General features: G+C 67.6%; 16 protein-coding genes. 9 read left to right on the top strand and 7 right to left on the bottom strand.

Annotation, left to right across the window (positions count from 1 at the left end):
• Positions 1-16 precede the first annotated feature (16 nt).
• The 6 genes from VMT65_RS00240 to VMT65_RS00215 form a co-directional block, all read right to left on the bottom strand.
• Positions 17-1,117 (bottom strand): ABC transporter substrate-binding protein, encoded by a 1,101-nt coding sequence (locus VMT65_RS00240; protein WP_326305807.1) that lies wholly within the window; start codon positions 1,115-1,117, stop codon positions 17-19.
• 79 nt (positions 1,118-1,196) lie between these two features.
• Positions 1,197-2,000: an ABC transporter permease gene (locus tag VMT65_RS00235; protein ID WP_326305805.1), complete on the bottom strand. Its 804-nt coding sequence runs from the start codon at positions 1,998-2,000 to the stop codon at positions 1,197-1,199.
• A complete protein-coding gene (locus VMT65_RS00230) occupies positions 2,000-2,776 on the bottom strand; it encodes an ABC transporter permease (protein ID WP_326305803.1) in 777 nt (258 codons plus the stop codon). The genes VMT65_RS00235 and VMT65_RS00230 overlap by 1 nt, the downstream gene beginning before the upstream one ends.
• Complete coding sequence (locus VMT65_RS00225; RefSeq protein WP_326305801.1) at positions 2,773-3,576, bottom strand: ABC transporter ATP-binding protein; 804 nt, start codon at positions 3,574-3,576, stop codon at positions 2,773-2,775. Before VMT65_RS00225 ends, VMT65_RS00230 begins: the two co-directional genes overlap by 4 nt.
• 99 nt (positions 3,577-3,675) lie before the next feature.
• Positions 3,676-4,047 (bottom strand): hypothetical protein, encoded by a 372-nt coding sequence (locus VMT65_RS00220; RefSeq protein WP_326305799.1) that lies wholly within the window; start codon positions 4,045-4,047, stop codon positions 3,676-3,678.
• Positions 4,048-4,184: 137 nt separating this feature from the next.
• Positions 4,185-5,150, bottom strand: a complete 966-nt coding sequence (locus tag VMT65_RS00215) for a hexose kinase (protein WP_326305797.1) — start codon at positions 5,148-5,150, stop codon at positions 4,185-4,187.
• A gap of 83 nt (positions 5,151-5,233) precedes the next feature.
• Between VMT65_RS00215 and VMT65_RS00210 the strand changes: the two genes are divergently transcribed.
• Positions 5,234-5,674: a DUF4254 domain-containing protein gene (locus VMT65_RS00210; RefSeq protein WP_326305795.1), complete on the top strand. Its 441-nt coding sequence runs from the start codon at positions 5,234-5,236 to the stop codon at positions 5,672-5,674.
• A 271-nt stretch (positions 5,675-5,945) separates the two neighbouring features.
• Here VMT65_RS00210 and VMT65_RS00205 read toward each other — a convergent pair whose 3' ends face one another.
• The gene (locus VMT65_RS00205; protein WP_326305793.1) at positions 5,946-7,463 is read right to left on the bottom strand and encodes an ATP-dependent DNA ligase; all 1,518 of its coding nucleotides are present in this window, start codon (positions 7,461-7,463) and stop codon (positions 5,946-5,948) included.
• A gap of 105 nt (positions 7,464-7,568) precedes the next feature.
• On the opposite strand from VMT65_RS00205, the gene ramB reads away from it, so the two are divergent.
• The 8 genes from ramB to VMT65_RS00165 all read left to right on the top strand — a co-directional run bounded on the left by ramB (position 7,569) and on the right by VMT65_RS00165 (position 15,771).
• A complete protein-coding gene (gene ramB, locus VMT65_RS00200) occupies positions 7,569-8,978 on the top strand; it encodes an acetate metabolism transcriptional regulator RamB (protein ID WP_326305791.1) in 1,410 nt (469 codons plus the stop codon).
• 66 nt (positions 8,979-9,044) lie between these two features.
• A complete protein-coding gene (locus VMT65_RS00195) occupies positions 9,045-9,659 on the top strand; it encodes a hypothetical protein (RefSeq protein ID WP_326305790.1) in 615 nt (204 codons plus the stop codon).
• A 311-nt stretch (positions 9,660-9,970) separates the two neighbouring features.
• On the top strand, positions 9,971-11,245 hold the full coding sequence (urtA, locus tag VMT65_RS00190) for an urea ABC transporter substrate-binding protein (protein WP_326305788.1): 1,275 nt from the start codon (positions 9,971-9,973) through the stop codon (positions 11,243-11,245).
• A gap of 230 nt (positions 11,246-11,475) precedes the next feature.
• Entirely contained in the window at positions 11,476-12,360 is an 885-nt protein-coding gene (gene urtB, locus VMT65_RS00185) for an urea ABC transporter permease subunit UrtB (protein WP_326305786.1), read from the top strand.
• Positions 12,357-13,514 carry an urea ABC transporter permease subunit UrtC gene (gene urtC, locus VMT65_RS00180; protein WP_326305784.1) on the top strand — a complete coding sequence of 386 codons (1,158 nt, stop codon included), beginning with the start codon at positions 12,357-12,359 and terminating at the stop codon, positions 13,512-13,514. Before urtB ends, urtC begins: the two co-directional genes overlap by 4 nt.
• Positions 13,514-14,314: an urea ABC transporter ATP-binding protein UrtD gene (urtD, locus tag VMT65_RS00175; RefSeq protein WP_326305782.1), complete on the top strand. Its 801-nt coding sequence runs from the start codon at positions 13,514-13,516 to the stop codon at positions 14,312-14,314. Before urtC ends, urtD begins: the two co-directional genes overlap by 1 nt.
• Positions 14,298-14,990, top strand: a complete 693-nt coding sequence (urtE, locus tag VMT65_RS00170; RefSeq protein WP_326305780.1) for an urea ABC transporter ATP-binding subunit UrtE — start codon at positions 14,298-14,300, stop codon at positions 14,988-14,990. Before urtD ends, urtE begins: the two co-directional genes overlap by 17 nt.
• A gap of 13 nt (positions 14,991-15,003) precedes the next feature.
• The gene (locus tag VMT65_RS00165) at positions 15,004-15,771 is read left to right on the top strand and encodes a GntR family transcriptional regulator (protein WP_326305779.1); all 768 of its coding nucleotides are present in this window, start codon (positions 15,004-15,006) and stop codon (positions 15,769-15,771) included.
• Positions 15,772-15,792: the final 21 nt, after the last annotated feature.

Here is a 15,792-nt window from a genome sequence, read left to right as displayed (position 1 = left end):
TGCGGGATCGAGCCGATCACGCCTTGAGTTCCGGGTGCTCGGCGAACATTTCCTTGAGCACCGATAGGTCGAACAGCTTGTCGGCCTTGATATCGATTTTGGCCTTGGCCAGCGCCGCGATATTGTTCGCGATCAGCTCGTCGGTCATGGTGAACAGCCCGTTGGCCTTGGTATCGGCCGACACCACCAGTCCGTTCTGCGCCGACGCCTCCATCGTCTGTTCCTTGAGTTCCAGCCGCTGATCCTTGCCGTACACCTCGACGGCCAGCCGCGCGGATTCCTCCGAACTGGCGACGGCGTCCTTCCAGCCCTTGACCTCCGCCATGAGGAACGCCTTGAGCTTGTCGCGCTCGGTGTCGATGGTCTTCTGGCTGACCGTCAGCGTCTCCGCCACCAGCGGCAGCCCGTAGTCGGCGAAGAGGAAGTTCACGTTCTGGAAGCCCTTGGAGGCCAAGGTGATCGGCTCGTTGGTCGCGTAGCTGACCCAGCCGTCCACCTCGCCGTTGGCCAGCGGGGTCGGATCGTATTGCGCGGGCACGATGGTGACGTCGCTGGGCGTCATGCCATTGGCGGTCAGCAGGGCGTTGAAGATGAGCTGATTGGTGTCCTGCACACCGATCTTGCGGCCCTTCATGTCCTGCGGGTTCTTGATGGGCTTGGCCGCGGAGCTCACGATGCAGAAGGGGTTCTTCTGATAGGTGGTGCCGACGATCTTGGCGTTCAGCCCCTCCAGCACCGCGGGCGCGGTGGTCTGCGGCGCGGACATGCCGATCCAGATCTTGCCGGTGCCCAGCCCGGCCTCCACCGAGGTGCTGGCCGCGCCGCCCGCGACCAGGTTCACCGACCCGAATCCGGCGTCCTTGTAATAGCCCTTGGAGTCGGCGAAGTACTCACCGGCGAATTCGATGTTCTTGAGCCACGACAGCTGCACCGCGACGGTCCCGTACTTGGAGCCGTCCGCGACGGAACCATTGCCGCCGCCCGAGGAACTGCTGCCGCAGGCGGCGAGCACCCCGGCCCCACCCACCGCGGCGCCGGCGAGCCCGGCGTATCGGAGGAAGGACCGGCGGCCCATGGACGACTGCGAGGCCGGAACCGGCCCGAACAAACCACTCATGCGGAGAATCTAGGCGGTTTCGATTTCCGATATTTTGCTTTTCACCAGGTATTTGTATGCGGCAGGTTAACTCGTTGTGTCATTCGCGGGCCCGCTCCGGCGCGAAGCGCGCCAGCACCAGGTTCTCCAGCACGCCCACCACGGCGTAGGCGAAGACGGACACGACGGTGACCAGGGCGATCGAGGCCCACAGCCGGTTGTACTGGAAGGTGGGTATCGCCCGGATCAGCCCGGCCCCCAATCCCGTTCCGCTGCCCAGCCATTCGCCGAGCAACGCGCCGATCAGCGCGCCCGGCACCGAGATTCGCGCCGCCGCGAACACCGCGGGCAGCGCGGCCGGGACGGCCACCATGCGCATGGCGGTCCAGTTCGAGCCGCCGTAGGCCAGCACCAGTTCCGTGGCCTGTCGCGGCGCCGACCGCAGCCCGGTCATGATCATCACCAGGGCCGGGAAGAACACCACGATGGCGGCCATGACGGTGACGCCCAGCAGCCCGCGCCCGAACACCAGCACGATGATCGGGGTCAGGGCCACCAGCGGCACCGACCGCAGCAGCATGGCCACCGGCATGAACGCCTGCGCCACCGCCGGAATGCCGATGAACAGCGCGGCCACCACCAGGGCCGCGCCCAGGCCGAAGCCGAAGCCGATGAGGGCGTCCTTCAGGGTGATTCGCATATCGTCGAAGATCACCCGGCGGGCGGTGTCGGAGGTGGGTCCGGTCACCAGGTAGTTCCACACGTCGCCCGGACTCTTGCCGACCAGTCCGACCTGCGGGTACAGCTGCAGGAATCCCGACCACAGCACCACCAGCAGAATCAGCGAAACCACCAGCGGCAGCAGGAATCTGCCGATCGGGCGCAGCAGGTTCAGGGTCTTCATCACGCCTCCGCTCGGGTCCACGGCACCGCCACCCGGGCGACCAGCGCCACCAGGGCGTAGCCGAGCCCGGCCAGCGCCGCCGCGGCCAATGCCATGCCCCAGGTGCGCGGCACGTTGTAGGCGGTCTGCGCGGCGGTGAGGGCCACGCCGATGCCGCTGTCCACGCCGCCCAGATACTCGCCGATGATCGCGCCCAGCACCGCCGAGGGCGCGGCGATCTTCAAGGCGGCCAAGGTATTCGGCAGCGCGGCGATCACCTGTACCCGCCGCAGCCGCTGCCACCGGCCGCCGCCGTAGGCCCGCACCAGGTCCAGGCTGGTGCGATCGGCCGACCGCAGCCCGGACACGGTGCCGACCATGGTGGTGAAGAAGCAGTACATGGCCGCCAGGAAGATGGTCGGCGTGCGTCCGCCGAAGACCACCAGGATGATCGGCCCCAAGGCCAGCAGCGGCGTGCAGTAGCTCAGGATGGCCAGCTGGGTGACCAGCATTTCGATCGGTGGAATCAGCACCACCAGGATCGCGAGCGCGATGGCGAGGGCATTGCCCCACGCGAACCCTTGCAGCGCGCCCCAGGCCGTGACGCGGAAGTTCGGGCCGTAGAGCGCCCAGCCGTCGGTGTACATGGTGTGCACGACATTCCACGGGCTCGGGATGGTGCCGCCCGCGACGCGCAGTTCGGCCAGCAGGGTCCACACGGCGACCAGCACGAAGATGCCCGCCAGGCCGCCCAGCCGGGTGATCGCGAACCGTTCTCTTATTGCGCCCCAGTTCATTCCGTCACAACCCCACCCTGCCCGCTGCGTCCGAAAAGCAGTTCCAGCAGATGGTCGTGCAGCTTGTGGAACTCCGGCGAGCGCATCATCTCGGGGGTGCGCGGCCGCGGCAGGTCGATGTCGACCACCTCCACCACGCGACCGGGCCGCGGGCTCATCACCGCCACCACATCGGAAAGGAAGACCGCCTCGGCGATGCCGTGCGTGACCATCAGTGTGGTGGCGGGCTTCTCGGTCCAGATGCGCAGCAGTTCCAGGTTCAGTCGCTGCCGGGTCATATCGTCGAGCGCGCCGAAGGGCTCGTCCAGCAGCAGAACCGTCGGCTTCACCACCAGCGCACGGGCGATCGAAACCCGTTGCCGCATACCGCCGGAGAGCTGCGCGGGCTTGGCCTTCTCGAAGCCCTCCAGACCGACCAGCGCGATCAGATCGGCGATCAGGTCCTTCTCCACGGGCAGGCCCGCCACCTGCAGCGGCAGCTTGATATTGGATTCCACACTGCGCCAGGGCAATAGCGCCGAATCCTGGAAGGCGATGCCGAACTCGTGTCGCCGCCGCAGCTCGGCGGGGGTCTCGCCATTGATCTTGGCGGTGCCCGCGGACGGCGACTCCAGATCCGCGAGAATGCGCAGGATGGTGGACTTGCCGCAGCCGGACGGCCCCAGCAGCGACAGGAAGGCCCCCTGCGCCGTATGCAGATCGACATTGTCGAGCGCTTGCACCACACGCCGCCCGGAGCGGAAGGTCTTGCTCAGCCCGCTGATATGAATGCCCGTTCCCGTGGCGACTTCCGAACTCATAGGGCAACGGTAAGGGCCGGGAATTGCACGCAGATTGCGAATCGGCGGACAAGATTTCGCGGTTGTTACTTCCGGACACCCGGCACGGTTACCGCGACCTCACCACCAGGCCGGTGGCTCGAACCAGTCGCGGGCCTCCTTGCGAAACAGCAACACGATCACGGCCAGTGAGACCAGCGGTCCCAGCGGACCGGGCGGCTGCCATTCGGTGATCGACGGGACCGTCCACACCATGTTCATGGCCGCCACCAGAATCGCCGCGATGCGGACCGACTGGCCCTCCGAGTTGAAGGTCAACGCGACCAGACCGAGCAGAAAGGCCGCGACGAACGGTATCCCGGTCTGGATCGCGGCCCGCGTCCCCAACAGCCACCCCGACGACGCCACACACATCACCCCCAGGCCCGCCAACCCCAGCGCGAGCACCTGCGCCGCGCGCACCGCCCGCGGCATTCGATATCTGTCGTCCACGCCCGACCCTCGGTCGGGCTGTAGATCTAGGTCCGACACACCCCCAACCTAACCCCGCATCACCCCCTAACCCCGCCCACCACGCCGCCAGCCCCCAGGCCATTCGACAACACTCCCCGCCAATCCGGCTCGCCCCCTCAGGGCCGCGCCGCGACCGGTTCGAGTTCGCGGACCTGGACGGTGGGCAGCAGGCGGTCCCGCAGCACCCGGTCGATCTCGCCCGCGACCGGAATCACCACGGCGGCAGCGGAAGTCGCGACGGCGTCGGCGAGGACAGCGGGCCAATCCGGGTTCCGGTCATTGGCGAACGCGGCGATCAGCGCGGCGACGGCCGCGTCGCCCGCGCCGGTGGGGTTGCCCGCCAGCGGTTTCGGCAGGGCCGCGGTCCAGGCCCGGGTCGGGGTGACGGCCACCATGCCCGCGCCGCCCCGGGTCACGATCACCGCGCCCACACCGTCGGCGATCAGGGGATCGACCGCCGCGAGGATCTCCGCAATCGTGCCCGCCGGGCGGCCGGTGAGGCGCTCGAGCTCGTCGACATTGGGGGTGAGCACGACCCCGGGCACCCGCGCGGCCAATTCCAGTGCCTGCCCGTCGAAATCGCAGACCGTGGGCACGCCCGCGGCAATGGCGGTCCGGGCCAGCTCGGCGGGCAGGCCCGCGCTCACCCCGCCGGGCAGCGAGCCCGCGATGACCAGGCCGCTCATATCCGAGAGCATGCCGTTGACCCGCACCCGCAGCTGGTCGACGGCATGCGGTTCGGTGACGCGCGGCCCGGGCTCCCACAGCGCGGTGGCCGTGCCGTCCTCGGATTCGCTGATCACCACCGTGCGCCGCACCCACGGCAGCGCGTGCACGAAGTCCACCGGCATCTCGAGTTCGGCCGCCGCCGCGAAGGAGTGGTCGGCGAATCCGGTGGCCCGCGCGTACTTCCCGAGCTGGTTCAGCACGCGGGTGACATTGATGCCGCGCCCGCCCAGCCGCTGATCCACCGAGCGCACCCGCTGCGCCCGGCCGCGCTCGAAATGCTCCACCCGATAGGTCATGTCGTAGGCGGGGTTCAGCGTCACGGTGAGGATCACCCCACCATCACGGCACGTCACGGCACCGGATGCAACCCCTGAATGTCATTGTGGCACCGAATGTCGTTGCCATTCGGAGATATTCGAGGGGCAGGATGTCGGCCGTGCATCCGCTCCCACCGAAACACCTGCTGCTGCAGGCCTGCCGCGGCCTGCCACCCGACGATCACCCGGTGCTGCGCTGTGCCGGATTACTCGCGGACCTGCACGAACGCAGACTCACCGCCGCCATCGGCACCGAGCGGATCGACCATGATCGCGCCCGGCTGGTGCACGATATCGACGCCTGGGTGGCGGCCGAACTCCCCAAGGCGGCCCGCGACGCGCACCTGCACACCGAGACCGTGGGAACCGTGGTGGACCGGCTGGCGCAGTTCTCCGCGCTGGCCTATCTGACGCTGGCCATGTCGCCCGACGACACCATGCACGACGCGGCGCAGCGGCTGACCGAACTGGCCATCGCCTACGAGGATCTGGCGGGCGAACTGGCCGCGGGCCGGCGGCGGCTGCCGAATCTGACCGGCACCCACGACTACGAATCCTGACCGCGGAAATGACCGCGGCCGGTGGTACCCGGCGAGGGGGCGGGGCACCACCGGCCACACAGGTGGACCATGCGCAATCCACCGTCGATGCCGAGCGGACGGCACGAGTTCACAGGGGTCCGCGTGGGAGATGCGGTGGCAGTTCCTGCTTCTCGTCACCTGACAACCGTCCGGTCGACCATCGACCCCTCGAATCCTCCATCCCGAAACTCGGAGCGCCCCCTGTTCCAGCTGTGAATCCCCTGTGAGAGACCCCAACTCGGGGGCCGACCTACTTGCTGCCGGGTAGGAGGGCTTGGATGGTGTCGATGGTGTCGGCTTCGGCGGGTTCCTTGTCGGGGCGGTAGCGGACTACGCGGGCGAAGCGGAGGGCTACGCCGCCGGGGTAGCGGGGGCTGGTTTGGACGCCGTCGAGGGCGATTTCCACGACCAGGGTGGGGTGGAGGTAGACGGTGGTGGTGTCGCGGTCGCGTTCGTGGCGGGGGAATTCGGCTGTCTGCCAGTGGAGGAGGGCGTCGGTGAGGCCCTTGAAGGTCTTGCCGACCATGATGGGGTCGCCGCCTTCGGGGTCGCGGGCGCCGAGGTGGAGGTTGGACAGGTAGCCGGTGCGGCGGCCGTAGCCCCATTCCGCGCCGAGCACGATCAGGTCCAGGGTGTGGGTGGGTTTGATCTTCTGCCAGGCGCGGCCGCGGCGGCCCGCCGCGTAGGGGGCGGCCAGGGATTTGATCATGATGCCCTCGTGGCCCGCCGCCAGTGCGCCGTCGAAGTATTCGGCGGCGGTCTCGGAGTCGGGGGCGATGAGGGCCGGGATGCTGAGGCCGTTGGCCACGCCGGTGAGGGCGGCGCGGCGTTCGCGCAGCGGCGCGTCGAGCAGGTCGACGCCGTCGAGGTGCAGGCAGTCGAAGAAGTACGGGTGCAGCAGCAGTTCCTGGGCGGTGGCCGCGCCGAAGCGGCTCATGGTCTCCTGGAACGGGCGCGGACGGCCGGAGTCGCCCCGCGCCAACGTCTCTCCGTCGAGCACCACGCTGGTGCACGCCAATTTCCGCACCAGCTCCACCAGTTCGGGCACGCTCGCGGTGATGTCGCGCAGCGTCCGGGTGAACACCCACACCCGATCGCCGTCCCGGTGCACCTGAATGCGCGCCCCGTCCATCTTGTGCTCGACGCTGACCTCCCCGCCGAATTCGGCCATGGCCTCGTCGAGGCTCGCGCCGGGCGAGGCCAGCATGGGCTGGATCGGCCGCCCCACCTCGAGCCGAAAGGCCTCGAGCGCCGCGACCCCGCCGGTCCGCGCCGCGACCGCGGTCACCGGCAGCCGCCCGGACAGCATGTGCGCCCGCCGCACCGCCGCGATCGGCACCTCGAAGGCGACCGCCACCGACTCGGCCACGATCGCGGTCAGCGCGCCCTGCCGCATTTCCCCGGTCAGCAGCCGAATCAGAAAGTCGCGCTCATCCGGCGTCGCGGCCGCGAAGAGGGTGGTGAGCAATTCCTGTCGCCGCGCCGCCGACCCGCTGCCGCCGACCTCGGCGAGCGCGCCGAAACTCTTGTCCACCTCGTCCACGGACAAAGTCGGGGCGGCGGCCGATTTCACCTCCAGCGTGGTCAGGGTCCGCCATCCGGTCCCGATCCGCCCCTGCAGCAGGTCCCCCGACAGCCACGCCACGACCTGCGCCAATTCCCCGATACCGGCGCGTTTCAGCAGCTCGGCAAAGATATTGATCTTGTTCTTGCGCGACGACGTCGCCCGCACATCCCGCGACGCATCGACCACTTCGGACAAGAGCATCGTTCGACGGTAACCCGCCCCACCGACAGGATGTGACTCAAAGCTCAGCAGGCATGCTAATCCCGGCGTTGGCAACGATGCTAATGCGCCCATAAACTCGGTCGTATGGCCAAGACTTATGTCGGGGCGCGGCTCCGCCAGCTGCGTACCGAACGCGGGCTGAGTCAGGTCTCCCTGGCCAAGAAGCTCGAGATCTCCGCGAGCTATCTGAATCAGATCGAACACGACGTTCGCCCGCTCACCGTACCGGTACTGCTGCGCATCAGTGAAGTCTTCGGTGTCGACGCCGGATTCTTCTCCTCCCAGGACGACACCCGGCTCATCGCCGAGCTCCAGGAGGTCGTGATGGACCAGGAACTCGGGGTGGAGGCCGACGCCCAGGAGATCGCCGAAATGGTGTCCGCGCACCCGGGTTTGGCGCGCGCCATGGTGAATATGCATCGCCGCTATCGGAATACCACCGCGCAGCTGGCCGCGGCCACCGAGGACCGCTTCGCCGACGGCAGCGGTTCGGGCGCCATCTCCAAACCGCACGAGGAAGTGCGCGACTACTTCTATCAGCGGCAGAACTACATTCACGAATTGGATACGGCCGCCGAGGAACTCACCCACCGCATGCGCTTCCACGGCGGCGACTTGAAACGCGAGATTCCGCGCCGCCTGGCCGACGCGCACGGCGTGCAGATCGTGGAGCGCATCGACCTGGGCGACGGCCTGCTGCACCGCTACGATCCCGAGCAGCGCCGCCTGGAGATCGCCCCGCATCTCTCGGGCGGGCAGCGGGTCTTCAAGCTGGCGGCCGAGCTGGCCTATCTGGAATGCGGCGAGCTGATCGAAAAGCTGGTCGCCGAGGGCAATTTCTCGAGCCACGAATCGGTGGTGCTGGCGAAGCTGGGTCTGGCCAACTATTTCGCGGCCGCGACGGTGTTGCCCTACACCCATTTCCACGAGGTGGCCGAGGATTTCCGCTACGACATCGAGCGGCTCTCGGCGTTCTTCACCCAGAGCTACGAGACCATCTGCCACCGCCTGTCCACCCTGCAGCGCCCCAAACTGCGGGGTGTCCCGTTCTCCTTCGTCCGCGTGGACCGGGCGGGCAATATGTCGAAGCGCCAGTCCGCCACGGGTTTTCACTTCTCCTCCAGCGGCGGCACCTGCCCGCTGTGGAATGTGTACGAGACCTTCGCCTATCCGGCGAAGATCATGACCCAGATCGCGCAGATGCCCGACGGCCGCAAATACCTGTGGGTGGCGCGCACGGTGGAACGCCGCGCCACCCGCTACGGCGAGCCGAGCAAAATCTTCGCAATCGGGCTCGGTTGCGAACTGCGCCATGCGGGCCGCACCGTTTACGCGGATGGCCTGGATCTCAACGAGCCCAAGGCAACTCCGATCGGCGCGGGTTGTCGAGTATGCGAACGATCCAATTGCCCCCAGCGCGCATTCCCACCGCTCGGCAAATCCCTCGACATCAGCGAGCACCGAAGTTCCATCTCCCCCTACGTGATTCAGTGACAGATCCGATGACCTATCCGGACGGTGAACGCCGGTGAAATCTCGTACGAACATGATCATGTGAAAATGAGAAAGATCGTCGCCACGGCTGCGCTCACCATTGCCGCCATGGCGATCACGGGGGGCACGTCGTATGCCGCGCCGGAGCCGAGCGCGCAAGACGTGCAATCGATTACGCACCTCGCGGGTGATCAGGGCGGCATCCATTACGACACCGTCCGTTCCGATGCGAACAAGACCGTCACCACCACGCTGTCCGGCGGCACCTTCGCACTCACGGACTCGGGTGTTCAGGTTCTGAACGCGACCGGTGCGGTGACCTCGACGATGCCCCTGGCCATCACCGACGGCGTCAATATGATCGCGTTCCAGCCGAAGATCAGCGAGGACGGCGCGACCCTGGTCGCCACGCCGATCTTCGAGCCGGTCGGCTGGCTGTGCTCACCGAGTTCGCCCCGCTCGCGCAGCATCGAGGCCGGAGCGGGGTTGACCAGCCTCGTGGGCGTGTTCATCGGCGGCATCGTCGGCATCGCAATCGCGGTGGCGACCATGGGTATCGGCATCATCGCGCTGCCGTTCACCGCCCTCATCGGAGGTCTGATCGGCCTCGCGGTCGGTGGGGCCGCCGGTGCGGCGGTACCGAATTCCGATCAGCAGGACGCCTGGGAGTGCTCCACGTAGCGCTGAGCACCGTCACCGACGGATCTCAGCGCCCGCATCGAGCCGGTGTCAGCCATAGCTGTCGCCGGCTCGAACCGTATCCGCCGCGCTGACCTGCGCGTTCGCTTCGCCACCGCGGGCCGAATCCCGCTGTGGTGAGCAGAAATTCACGACTACGTAATAGTAGATATCCCGTCTTCATCGAGAGTCATTCCGGCGCAACACTTCCCGCCTACCGTTCCGTTTCACGAATACAACCGTTGTATACGCGGCGGTATTCGCAAGCGGCGCACGTGGCGTCGCAGCACATCGTGAAGTGAAGGATCCGCCCCATGCACGACTCTTCCCGCCGGGACAGGGCTTCCCGCCTGACGAAGGCGATCATCATTCCGACCGCGCTGGCGCTGTCCGCCGTCATGGTCGCCGGTTGCGGTTCGCGTGACAGCGATACCGCCTCGGGTTCCAATGCCAAGTCCTGCGTGGACACCTCGAAGGACACCATCAAGATCGGATCCCTGCACTCGCTGACCGGCACCATGGCCATCAGTGAGGTGACCGTCGCCAATGCCACCAAGCTGGCGGTCGACCAGATCAACGCCGCGGGCGGTGTCATGGGCAAGAAGCTCGAGGTGGTGCTCGAGGACGGCGCGTCGGACCCGAAGACCTTCGCGGAGAAGGCCGAGAAGCTGATCAGCTCCGACTGCGTGGCCGCGGTCTTCGGCGGCTGGACCTCGGCCTCGCGCAAGGCCATGAAGCCCAAGTTCGAATCGCTGAATTCGCTGCTGTACTACCCGGTCCAGTACGAGGGCCTGGAGGATTCGAAGAACATCTTCTACACCGGCGCGACCACCAACCAGCAGATCATCCCGGCGCTGGACTATCTCAAGCAGAAGGGCGTCACCTCCCTCTACCTGGTGGGTTCGGACTACGTCTTCCCGCAGACCGCCAATCGCGAGATCAAGGCGTACGCCAAGGCCAATGGCATCGAGATCAAGGGTGAGGACTACGCGCCGCTGGGCTCGACCGACTTCTCGACCATCGTCAACAAGGTCCGCAATTCCAAGGCGGGCGCGGTCTTCAACACCCTCAATGGCGACTCCAATGTCGCGTTCTTCCGCGAGTACGCGAACGCGGGCCTGAAAGCCGCCGATATGCCGGTGGTTTCGGTGTCCATCGCCGAGGAGGAGGTCGGCGGCGTCGGCGTGCAGAACGTCACGGGCCAGTTGACCGCCTGGAACTATTACCAGACCGTCGACACCCCGCAGAACAAGGCGTTCGTCTCCGCGTACAAGGCGGCCTACGGCGCGAACAAGCCCACCTCCGATCCCATGGAGGCCGCCTACACCTCGGTCTTCCTGTGGAAGAACACCGTGGAGAAGGCGAAGTCCTTCGCGGTGGCCGACATTCAGAAGGCCGCCGACGGCGTCAGCTACGACGCGCCGGAGGGCACCGTCACCATCGACGGCTCCAACCACCACATCACCAAGACCGCCCGCATCGGCGAGATCCACCCGGACGGCCTGATCTACACCGTCTGGGACTCCGGCAAGGCCATCGCGCCGGACCCGTACCTGAAGAACTACGACTGGGCCAAGGGCCTCAAATAAGGCCAAGGGCCTCGAGTAATTCGGCGGCCGCCGATGAGGGGCGGCTGGTGTGGATCCGCGCGAACCTCTCACCGCGCGACCGCACCAGCCGTTACGGCAGCCACCACCGCCCGTCGTTCCGGCGCGCTGTTGGCCGGAATCCACCCAGACCTGCCGGTTCATCCACCGGGTGGATCCCGGCCAAGGACACGCCGGGATGACGGGGCGTCTTTGTCGAAGAAGGTGCTCACATGGATGTCCTTGTCGGACAACTCTTCACCGGGCTGAGTCTCGGCTCGATCCTGCTGCTCGCGGCGCTGGGCCTGTCGCTGACCTTCGGTCAGATGGGTGTCATCAATATGGCGCACGGCGAATTCATCATGGCCGGTTGTTACACCACCTACGTTGTGGAGCAACTGATCTCGGCGACGGGGGTGGCGCTGATCGTGTCGCTGTTCGTCGGCTTCCTGGTCGGCGGCCTGCTGGGCGCGGCCCTGGAGATGGGGCTCATTCGCTGGATGTACGACCGGCCGCTGGACACGCTGCTGGTCACCTTCGGCGTCGGGCTGGTGCTGCAGCAGGCGGTGCGCGACATCTTCGGCGCGCCCGCCAAGAACGTGGTCGCGCCGCACTGGCTGACCGGCGGCCTCACCATCGCGGGCACGGTGGTGCCCAAGACCCGCATCTTCATCATGGTGTTGGCGGTGGCGGCGGTGATCGCGCTGGCCACGGCCCTGAAGACCACGCCGCAGGGTCGCCGGATCCGGGCGGTGGTGCAGAACCGCAGCCTGGCCGAAACCTCCGGCGTCTCTTCCCGTCTCACCGATGTCAGCACCTTCTTCATCGGCTCGGGTCTGGCGGCGGTGGCCGGGGTGGCGCTCACCCTGATCGGCTCCACCAGCCCCACCATCGGGCAGTCGTATCTGGTGGACGCCTTCCTGGTGGTCGTCATCGGCGGCCTCGGGCAGATCAAGGGCACCGTGATCGCGGCCTTCGCCATGGGCCTGCTGAATTCGTTCGTCGAGTATTCGACCACCGCGACGGTCGCCAAGGTGATCGTCTTCATCGTGGTCGTGATCTTCCTGCAGGTGCGCCCGCAGGGCCTGTTCACCGTCCGGACGAGGAGTCTGGCATGACCACCATCGCGCGTCTGAGCGCCAACAGCTCCCTGAAAGCCCTGGGCGGCTTCGCGATTGCCGCGCTCGTGCTGTTCGGCATCGCGCCCGCGGTGCTCACCGATTTCCGGTTGAGCCTGCTGGCCAAGTTCCTCTGCTTCGCCATCGTCGCGGTCGGCATCGGCCTGGCCTGGGGTCGCGGCGGCATGCTCACCCTGGGCCAAGGCGTGTTCTTCGGCATCGGCGCCTACATCATGGCCATGCACCTGCAGATGGCCGATGCCGCCAAGGCGCACGAGGACGTGCCGGAGTTCATGACCATCGCGGGCGTGGACAAACTGCCGTCCTACTGGCAGCCTTTCGAGTCCGCGCCGGTGGCGATCCTGGCGATTCTGGTGCTGCCCGCGGCCATTGCCGCGATCCTCGGTTTCGGTGTCTTCAAGCGCCGGGTCAAGGGCGCGTACTTCGCCATCCTGAGCCAGGCGCTGGCCGCGGCGCTGGCGATCCTGCTCACCGGGCAGCAGACCATCGGCGGTTTCACCGGTCTGAGCGACTTCCGCTCCTTCTTCGGCTTCCGCCTCGACGATCCGGTGAACCGGCGCATGCTGTTCTTCATCGCGGCGGGCACGCTGCTGCTCGTCGTCGCCATGGCGCGCCAGCTCATGCACAGTCGCTACGGGGAATTGCTCGTGGCCGTGCGGGATCAGGAGGAGCGGGTCCGCTTCCTCGGTTACGACCCGGCCAATATCAAGATCGTCGCGTATGTGGTGGCCGCGTTCTTCGCGGGCATCGCGGGCGCGCTGTTCACCCCCATCGTCGGCATCATCTCCCCCGCCGATATCGGTGTGGTCCCGTCCATCGCCTTCCTGATCGGTGTCGCCATCGGCGGCCGCACCACCCTGCTGGGGCCGGTGCTGGGCGCGATCGGCGTGGCGTGGGCGCAGACCACGTTCTCCGAGCACTTCCCGTCGGCGTGGACCTATTTCCAGGGCGCGCTGTTCATCGTGGTGGTCGGGTTCATTCCGGCCGGGCTGGCCGGATTCGGGCCCATGGCACGGCAGTTGGCGGAGCGGCTGCGGCCCCGGCGCGGTGCGCCGACCCCGATCGCGGTGGAGCCGACGCCCGTCGAACCGGACGCGGACCTCGCCGCCGTCGAGGAGAAGGTGGAAGCCTGATGGCCGAATACCTCGAAATCAGCAAGCTCTCGGTGAGTTTCGACGGCTTCAAGGCCGTCTCCGATGTCGACCTCACCGTCCTGTCCGGCGATCTGCGCTTCCTCATCGGACCCAATGGCGCGGGCAAGACCACCCTCATCGACGCCATTACCGGCCTCACCCCCGCGACGGGTTCGGCCCGCAAGAGCGGCACCGAGCTGATCGGCCGCAAGGTGCATCAGATCGCCCGCCTCGGCGTCGGCCGCACCTTCCAGACCGCCAGTGTCTTCGAACAGCTGACGGTGCTGCAGAACCTCGACATCGCCGCTGGCGCAGGGCGTTCCGCGCTCACCCTGCTGCGGCGCCGCAAGTCGGTGCTGCCCGCCATCGAGGAGGCGCTCGAGCTCACCGGTCTCGCCGAGCTGCGCGACAAACCCGCCGGGGTGCTCGCGCACGGTCAGAAGCAGTGGCTCGAGATCGGCATGCTGCTGGTGCAGAACGCCTCGGTGCTGCTGCTGGACGAGCCGGTCGCGGGCATGAGCGCCGAGGAGCGCGAGGAGACCGGAAACCTGTTGCGCCGCATCGGAACCGAACGCGTCGTCATCGTGGTCGAGCACGATATGGACTTCATGCGCGCCTTCGCCAACTCGGTGACCGTGCTCGCGGGCGGCCGGGTGCTCAGCGAGGGCAGCGTGGAACAGGTGCAGGCCGATCCCAAGGTGCAGGAGGTCTACCTCGGCACCGCCGCGGCGGGCGACCTGCCGCCGACCACCGACACCGCCGACCAGGAAGAGGAGGCCGCGGATGCTGGAGCTCGTTGACCTACACACCGGCTACGGCCGGACCGAGGTGATTCACGGTGTGTCCCTGAGCGTTCCGGAGAACGGGGTGGCCGCCATCATGGGCCACAACGGGGCCGGGAAGACCTCGCTGCTGCGCGCGGCGGTCGGGCTGCTGCCCGCCAAGTCCGGGCGGATCCGCTTCGACGGCGAGGACATCACCAAGCTGTCGCCGTCGCGTCGGGTCAAACGCGGCCTCGCCTACGTTCCACAGGGGCAGCAGAGTTTTCCACAGCTGTCCACAATGGAGAACCTCCAGGTGGTGGCGGACGGGCGCAAACGCGGTAGGGAGCTCGTCGCCGAATCGCTGGATCTGTTCCCCGCGCTGCGGGAGCTGTTGTCCCGCAAGGCCGGACTGCTCTCCGGCGGCCAACGCCAGCAACTCGCCATCGCCCGGGCCCTCATCACCGAGCCGAAGCTGCTGATTCTCGACGAACCCACCGAGGGCATCCAGCCGTCGGTGGTGGCCGAGATCGAACGCACCATCATCGATCTCACCGCGCGCGGCGGGCTGAGCGTGCTGCTGGTGGAGCAGCACATCGGTTTCGCGCTGCAGGCCGCACAGCAGTTCTACGTGCTGCGCTCGGGCCGCGTCACCTCCTCGGGGGCGGGCGGCGCGGGCGCGGAATCCGCGGTGCGCCTGGCCATGGCGATCTGATCGGACCCTGGACGTGAACGCGCGCAGGGGGCGTATTCCGTTGTCCGAGCGGGTCTATCGATCGCTGCAGCGCGATCTCGCGGCCGGGGTGCTGGTGCCCACCGAACGCCTCGGCGAGGAACGCCTCGCCGAGACCTACGGCGTCTCCCGCACCCCCGTCCGCGAGGCGCTGGCCCGCCTCTACGCCGACGGTCTACTCGAACGCCACGCCGACGGTCTCTACCCGTACCGCCCCCGGGTCGATGAGCTCGGCGACCTCTACGAACTCCGAATCATCCTGGAGGCCAGGGGAATCCAACGCCTGCAAGTGACACCCTCCGGCCCGCCGGAACCGGCGTCCGCCACCACCGCGACACCGAACACCCTGGCGTCCGCGCTGCCCACGGCCACCCTGCACGATATGACCGCGCTGCGGCACGAGCTCGAGACCTGGCGGCGGATTCGCCAATATCCACCGGCACCGGACGCGGCGCTGATCACCGCCGACGAGCAGTTCCACGCCACCCTGCTGCGGGCGGCCGGGAATTCCGCACTGGCGGACGCGCTTTCGGCCATGCAGGCGCGGGTGCGTCCGGTCCGGGTCCTGGACATCCCCACCCCGGGCCGCATCGCCGCCATGGCCGAGGACCACGTCGCCATTGCCGAACTACTGCTCACCGGCGACCTCGAATCCGCCCTGCGCACCCTGCTGGCCCACCTCACCAGCTCCCGCGCCCACGTCCTGACCCGAGCCCGCCGCGCCCTGGAGCTCACCAAGCTCGCCCAGGCCGTCCGCGAATAGCCCGCGGGTGGTCTGGCGAGT

The sequence above is a fragment of the Nocardia sp. CDC153 genome (genome assembly GCF_035818515.1).
In the GTDB taxonomy this organism is placed as follows: Bacteria; Actinomycetota; Actinomycetes; order Mycobacteriales; family Mycobacteriaceae; genus Nocardia.
Note: the sequence above shows the minus strand (reverse complement) of the source record. Positions and strands in the feature narration are given on the sequence as shown.

Bases quoted from the DNA above. Each gene is read 5' to 3' on its own strand.
- urtC (WP_326305784.1), top strand. From the start codon at position 12,357: ATGACCACCATCGCGCGTCTGAGCGCCAACAGCTCCCTGAAAGCCCTG.
- VMT65_RS00225 (WP_326305801.1), bottom strand. From the start codon at position 3,576: ATGAGTTCGGAAGTCGCCACGGGAACGGGCATTCATATCAGCGGGCTG.
- urtB (WP_326305786.1), top strand. From the start codon at position 11,476: ATGGATGTCCTTGTCGGACAACTCTTCACCGGGCTGAGTCTCGGCTCG.
- VMT65_RS00240 (WP_326305807.1), bottom strand. From the start codon at position 1,117: ATGAGTGGTTTGTTCGGGCCGGTTCCGGCCTCGCAGTCGTCCATGGGC.
- urtE (WP_326305780.1), top strand. From the start codon at position 14,298: ATGCTGGAGCTCGTTGACCTACACACCGGCTACGGCCGGACCGAGGTG.
- VMT65_RS00230 (WP_326305803.1), bottom strand. From the start codon at position 2,776: ATGAACTGGGGCGCAATAAGAGAACGGTTCGCGATCACCCGGCTGGGC.
- VMT65_RS00235 (WP_326305805.1), bottom strand. From the start codon at position 2,000: ATGAAGACCCTGAACCTGCTGCGCCCGATCGGCAGATTCCTGCTGCCG.
- VMT65_RS00205 (WP_326305793.1), bottom strand. From the start codon at position 7,463: ATGCTCTTGTCCGAAGTGGTCGATGCGTCGCGGGATGTGCGGGCGACG.
- urtD (WP_326305782.1), top strand. From the start codon at position 13,514: ATGGCCGAATACCTCGAAATCAGCAAGCTCTCGGTGAGTTTCGACGGC.
- urtA (WP_326305788.1), top strand. From the start codon at position 9,971: ATGCACGACTCTTCCCGCCGGGACAGGGCTTCCCGCCTGACGAAGGCG.
- VMT65_RS00195 (WP_326305790.1), top strand. From the start codon at position 9,045: ATGAGAAAGATCGTCGCCACGGCTGCGCTCACCATTGCCGCCATGGCG.
- ramB (WP_326305791.1), top strand. From the start codon at position 7,569: ATGGCCAAGACTTATGTCGGGGCGCGGCTCCGCCAGCTGCGTACCGAA.